Source organism: Nocardia sp. NPDC060220 (genome assembly GCF_042727815.1).
Taxonomy (GTDB): Bacteria; Actinomycetota; Actinomycetes; order Mycobacteriales; family Mycobacteriaceae; genus Nocardia.
This window is the reverse complement of record NZ_JBHWZY010000517.1, coordinates 1-5,032: the sequence shown is the minus strand read 5'-3', so window position 1 is coordinate 5,032 and position 5,032 is coordinate 1. Positions and strand designations below refer to the sequence as shown.

Sequence of the window (5,032 nt, the reverse complement as noted above, 5' to 3'; positions counted from 1 at the left end):
CGTATCTGAGCTTCATGCCGTCGAACTGCTACGAGCGTGCTCCCCTGATCAATCCCGGTCTGGAGCCGGAGATCACGGACTCCGACCGCGAACTCGATTCGCTGATACCGGATTCCGATCGCCGGGGCTACGACATGTACGAGATCCTGCTCCGGATCTTCGACGACGGGGAGTTCCACGAGATCGGCGACGGCGCCGCCCGCAATCTGATCACCGGATTCGCCCGGGTCGACGGGCGCAGCGTCGGTGTAGTCGCCAATCAGCCGCTGGTGGCCAGCGGCGCGATCGACGCGCGCGGGTCGGACAAAGCCGCGCACTTCATCCGCCTGTGCGACGCGTTCGACATTCCGCTGGTGTTCGTCGTCGACACCCCGGGCGTGCTGCCGGGCGTGGAGGAGGAGAAGATCGGCGTCATCAAACGCGGCGGGCGCTTCTTCTACGCGGTCGTCGAGGCCACCGTTCCGATCGTCACCGTCGTGGTCCGCAAGGCCTACGGCGGCGGCTACGCGGTGATGGGGTGCAAGCAGCTCGGCGGCGACATCAACCTGGCGTGGCCGACGGCCCGGATCGCCGTGATGGGCGCCGAAGCCGCCGTGGGCCTGACCCAGCGCAAACAGCTGGCCGCCGTCCCCGAGGCAGACCGACCGGCCGTGCGTCAGCAGATGGTCGACTTCTACAACGCCGCCGTCGCCACCCCGTGGATAGCCGCCGAACGCGGCTATATCGACGCGGTCATCGAACCGTCCACTACCCGGCTGGAAATCCGCAAAGCGCTGCGCCTGCTCGGCGACAAACACATCGAGCAGGCACCGCGCAAACACCGCCTGATGCCGTTGTAGAGCCGCGTCACCGCGCGGTGGCCAGCACGCACGCTTCCACATAGCCGGCGACGAGTGGACGGTTGTCGTCACGTCGCCAGGCCAGGGCGAGTTCGCAGGGGCTCACGCCGGTGACCGGCCTGGTCACCACGCCGTTGTGGGCGACCAGCGCGGCGTTGCCGGTGGCGAGCAGGACGATGCCGTCGAGGTTCACGAGTGCCTCGTAGGTCTCTTCGGTGCTCGACACCTCGGCGCCGATGATCGCCGGTCGCCCGGCGCGTTCGTCGACGGCGAGCCAATAGTCGCGCAGGGGGCCCGCCGAGCGGGGCAACGCGAGGAAGGGCTCGTCGAGCAGGTCGGCGAACTCGATCCGGTCGCGCGCGGCGAGGTGGTGCGACTGCGGAAGGGCCACCAGCCGGGGTTCGGTCGCGACCACCAGCCAGCGATAGCGGTCGCTGTCGAGCAGCGGCAGCCAGACGAAGGCCACGTCGCTGGCGCCGTCGGCCAGGCCGGCGGTCGGGTCGTCCCAACCGACCAGTCGCAGCACCGGTTTCGCGTGCGGAAACGCGGTGCTGAATCGGGAGCGCACGGCCGGCAGGATGCCTCGACCTGGACTGGTGCTGATGCCGATGGCCAGCGCGGCCTCCTCGGTGGCTTTCGCCGACTCCACCGCGGCCTCGGCGGTTTCCCAGGTCGCGAGGAGGCGCAGCGCGTGCGGCAGCAGCGCCGCGCCGACCGGGGTGAGGGTGACCGAGCGGGAATCACGCACGAACAGTGCCGCACCGAGGTGACTTTCGAGTCGGCGGATCTGTTTGCTGAGTGCGGGCTGCGAGATGTACAGCACCTCCGCGGCGGCGGTGAAGCTCAGGCGGTCGGCCACCGCGACGAAGTACCGCAGGTCGCGTCCGTGGACATCCATAACTCCTGGTTATCACAAAGGATCTTGGACTTCCATCTCGTCCGGGCGGAAGTATTGCTCACGAAACATCAACGAACACAGGAGAACCTGATGAGCATTCCGAAGATCTGGCTGGTCACCGGCGCGAGCAGCGGGTTCGGCCGTGCCATCGCACAGGACGCCGTCGACGCGGGCGATATCGTGATCGCCGTCGCTCGCCGCACCGCCGCCCTCGACGATCTGGTCGCCGCGCATCCCGATCAGCTCGAGACGATCGCGCTCGACGTCACCGATACCGCTCGCATCGACGAGGTCGTCGCCGATGTCGTCGCCCGCCACGGCCGCATCGATGTGCTGGTCAACAATGCCGGTCGCACCCATGTCGGCGCGGTCGAGGAAACCACCGAGGCCGAATTGCGCGGACTGTTCGACCTGCACCTGTTCGGCCCCGCCGCCCTCACCCGTGCGGTGCTGCCCCACATGCGCGCCCAGCGCGGCGGTGCGATCGTGCAGATGAGCAGTGTCGGCGGGCAGCTGTCCTTCGCGGGGTTCTCCGCGTACAGCGCCACGAAGTTCGCGCTGGAAGGGTTGTCGGAGGCACTCGCCGAAGAGGTGGCGCCGTTCGGCATCAAAGTACTGATCGTCGAACCCGGCGCCTTCCGTACGGGACTGTTCGGCCCCGGAGCCGCGGCGTTCAGTCCCGAGTCCGACGTTTACGCCGACACCGCGGGCGCCACCCGCCGCATGGTCGAGGGCGGCGACGGCACCCAGCCCGGCGACCCGGCCAAGGCCGCCGCCGCCATCCGCGTCGCCCTGTCCGCCGAGAAGTCGCCGCTGCGGCTGCCCCTGGGCGGCGATTCTGTCGACGCGGTCCTGGGCCACCTCGATGCCGTCCGCGATGACGTCCTCGCGTGGGAAAAGGTCTCCCGCGCGACCACTTTCGACGAAAGCTGAGGGCACACGCGCACCACACCGTTACGCACCGCTGCCGGCGGCGCTGCTCGAGCTGGAGTCTCCGAACCGGACGGTCATGGAGCTCTACTTCACCCCGCCTGGCGAACCGGAGCGCCTCGCCGACCGGGTAGTGCTCACCCACCGCACGTGAACCACGTCTGCCGGACTCCTCGGAGTCCGGCAGACGGCACTACGCGCTGACCGCGCTCGCCCGCGGCACCGGCGAACTATCGCGTCGGGCGACCGCACGGACCAGCAGGTAGATCGGAAAGGCGATGGGCGACAACAGAATCGTGCCGACCAGCAGTGGGCCCATCAGCAACGGGTGGACGTTGCGCTCGCGACTGTCGAGGTAGATCCAGCGGCCGAGGAACAGGTCCCACGCGATGATCTGCGCCCACAGCGCGGTGAGCACGGCGGGGTCGGCGGCGGCCTCGGTGATGGCGGCCAGGGACGGCGATGTCACCAGCGACCACATCGCACCCAGCACCGGCATCGCGACGATCGCCCACACCACCAAGGGCACCAGCACAATCCACGGTGCGGAGATGATCGTGCGGGTCCAGCGCCACGTCGGGGCGAAGATCATCAGCGCCCAGAACGGCACCGTGACCCAGAACGACAGGTCGAACAGCGTGCTCATGCAGTAACCACCTTTCGGGTACCGGCCGCGCTCGCGACCGAGATCATTGCTCCGACAACTACTCCGGTGACGATCGCGGCCGCGGCAGTCAGCGTGGCCTGATCGGGGTGGATCAGCGGCTGCCCCCGCAACGCCTGCCAGGTGACCAGCGCGAGCACCGCCGCGTACCCGGCAGACGCGGTGATGATCAGGCCGAGCCGAACGCGCACCGACCGCAGCAACGGGATCCGTGGCGCCAGCACCACCAGCAGTGCCGCGAGCAACGGCAGTGCCTGGAGCGCGTGCATGCCGAAGAAGTGTGGAATGCGCAGGTCACCATCGGTGGTGCTCCACCCCGTGAGCGGCATGCCGGGCGTGCCGTCGGGAGCTCCGACCGTGTGCGCGCCCGCGATGCCCTCGACGCCGGATTCCCGCTGGGGCATCAGATTTCCCAGCGCCAGCCCGACCAAGGTGATCGCGATGCCGCAACGAATCGACCAGGTGATCGAGGCGTCACCGAGGCGTGCGCGCATCAAGCCGATCCCGATCACCAGGGTTGCCAGGAACAGGATGACGATGGTGGACCCCATGATCACCCAGAGGGTGCCGTCCAGGGCGGTGGTCATGTTGTAGTGGCTGCGGGTCCCGCGGATCACCTGCCCGAAGATGATCGCCTGTTCGATCACCCCGGCGACCACGATCACGGTGGCCATTCGCGACGCGAGCCGAGAAGGGCTGGGCCGCAACGACATCAACCATGCCAGCGCCACGCCGTAGAACACGAACGAGATGGCGAACTTGGTCGGCTTGAACCAGGCCGCCGACCCGGCGATCACCCGGTCGTCGACCAGCATCCCGATCAGGCCGACCACGACGAGCGCGGCGTTGACGGCGGCGAAATACATCAGCGGACGGTGCAGGGGTGCGTTGGGGCGGGGCAGCGAGGGGACGGTCAGGACTGACATTCGAATCTCCCAGAGATAGATAGCTATACTATCCGTTATGGATAGCTAGACTATCCGCTATGGGTGACGTAGGCAAGGGGTAGGAACAACACGGAGGTAAGAGTGCGAATCTCGGAGTTGAGTGATCGCAGTGGCATCGCGGTGGCGACCATCAAGTACTACCTGCGCGAGGGACTGCTGCCGCCGGGTGAACGCACCAGCCCCAACCAGGCCAGCTACGGCGAAGACCACCTGCGCCGACTCCGCCTGATCCGCGCGTTGATCGAGGTGGGCGGGATACCGGTCGCCACCGTCTCCGATGTGCTCGCTGCGATCGACTCCCCCGACATGCCGCTGTTTCATGTGCTCGGCGTGGCGCAGGACAGCCTGTCCACCCCCGTCCCCGCCGCCCATGACGCCGAATGGGATCGCGCCTACGAGTCCGTGCGCGCGGAGATGGACCGACGCGGCTGGGACATGAAACCCAGCCCGCAGGCCGTCGACACGCTCACCGGAGTGATCGTCCGACTCGCGCAACTCGGCTACCGGGACTGGGCCACCACCACCCTGCCCACCTATTTCGACAGCTCGCGGGCAGTCGCGGAAACCGACGTAGCGGCCGCCCTGTCCGCGGGCGGGCGCGACGACATCATCGACGCGGTCGTCGTACTGACCGTCCTGGGCGACACCGCACTGGCCGCCATCCGCCGCATCGCCCAGGCCCAGGTCTCCCTGGAACGCCTGAAGAACCCAGAAACCCCGTAACGCACAGCGGCCCCGCGAGAATCCGCGGGGC

Annotated in this window: 6 protein-coding genes; 3 read left to right on the top strand and 3 right to left on the bottom strand. The window is 68.0% G+C overall.

What is annotated here, in order from left to right; all coding sequences use genetic code 11:
• Positions 1-839, top strand: an 839-nt coding sequence (locus ACFWF3_RS23965) for an acyl-CoA carboxylase subunit beta (protein WP_379315343.1), incomplete at its 5' end; no start/stop codon positions are given.
• A gap of 7 nt (positions 840-846) precedes the next feature.
• Here the strand turns inward: ACFWF3_RS23965 and ACFWF3_RS23960 are convergent.
• A complete protein-coding gene (locus ACFWF3_RS23960) occupies positions 847-1,737 on the bottom strand; it encodes a LysR substrate-binding domain-containing protein (RefSeq protein WP_379315342.1) in 891 nt (296 codons plus the stop codon).
• 90 nt (positions 1,738-1,827) lie between these two features.
• Between ACFWF3_RS23960 and ACFWF3_RS23955 the strand changes: the two genes are divergently transcribed.
• Complete coding sequence (locus tag ACFWF3_RS23955; RefSeq protein WP_378994074.1) at positions 1,828-2,670, top strand: oxidoreductase; 843 nt, start codon at positions 1,828-1,830, stop codon at positions 2,668-2,670.
• Between the two features lie 190 nt (positions 2,671-2,860).
• Here the strand turns inward: ACFWF3_RS23955 and ACFWF3_RS23950 are convergent, their stop codons facing one another.
• Both ACFWF3_RS23950 and ACFWF3_RS23945 read right to left on the bottom strand, forming a co-directional pair.
• Complete coding sequence (locus ACFWF3_RS23950; protein WP_379315341.1) at positions 2,861-3,313, bottom strand: ABA4-like family protein; 453 nt, start codon at positions 3,311-3,313, stop codon at positions 2,861-2,863.
• Positions 3,310-4,257 carry a hypothetical protein gene (locus ACFWF3_RS23945; protein ID WP_379315340.1) on the bottom strand — a complete coding sequence of 316 codons (948 nt, stop codon included), beginning with the start codon at positions 4,255-4,257 and terminating at the stop codon, positions 3,310-3,312. Before ACFWF3_RS23945 ends, ACFWF3_RS23950 begins: the two co-directional genes overlap by 4 nt.
• Positions 4,258-4,374: 117 nt before the next feature.
• Between ACFWF3_RS23945 and ACFWF3_RS23940 the strand changes: the two genes are divergently transcribed.
• A complete protein-coding gene (locus ACFWF3_RS23940; protein WP_379315339.1) occupies positions 4,375-5,001 on the top strand; it encodes a MerR family transcriptional regulator in 627 nt (208 codons plus the stop codon).
• Positions 5,002-5,032: the final 31 nt, after the last annotated feature.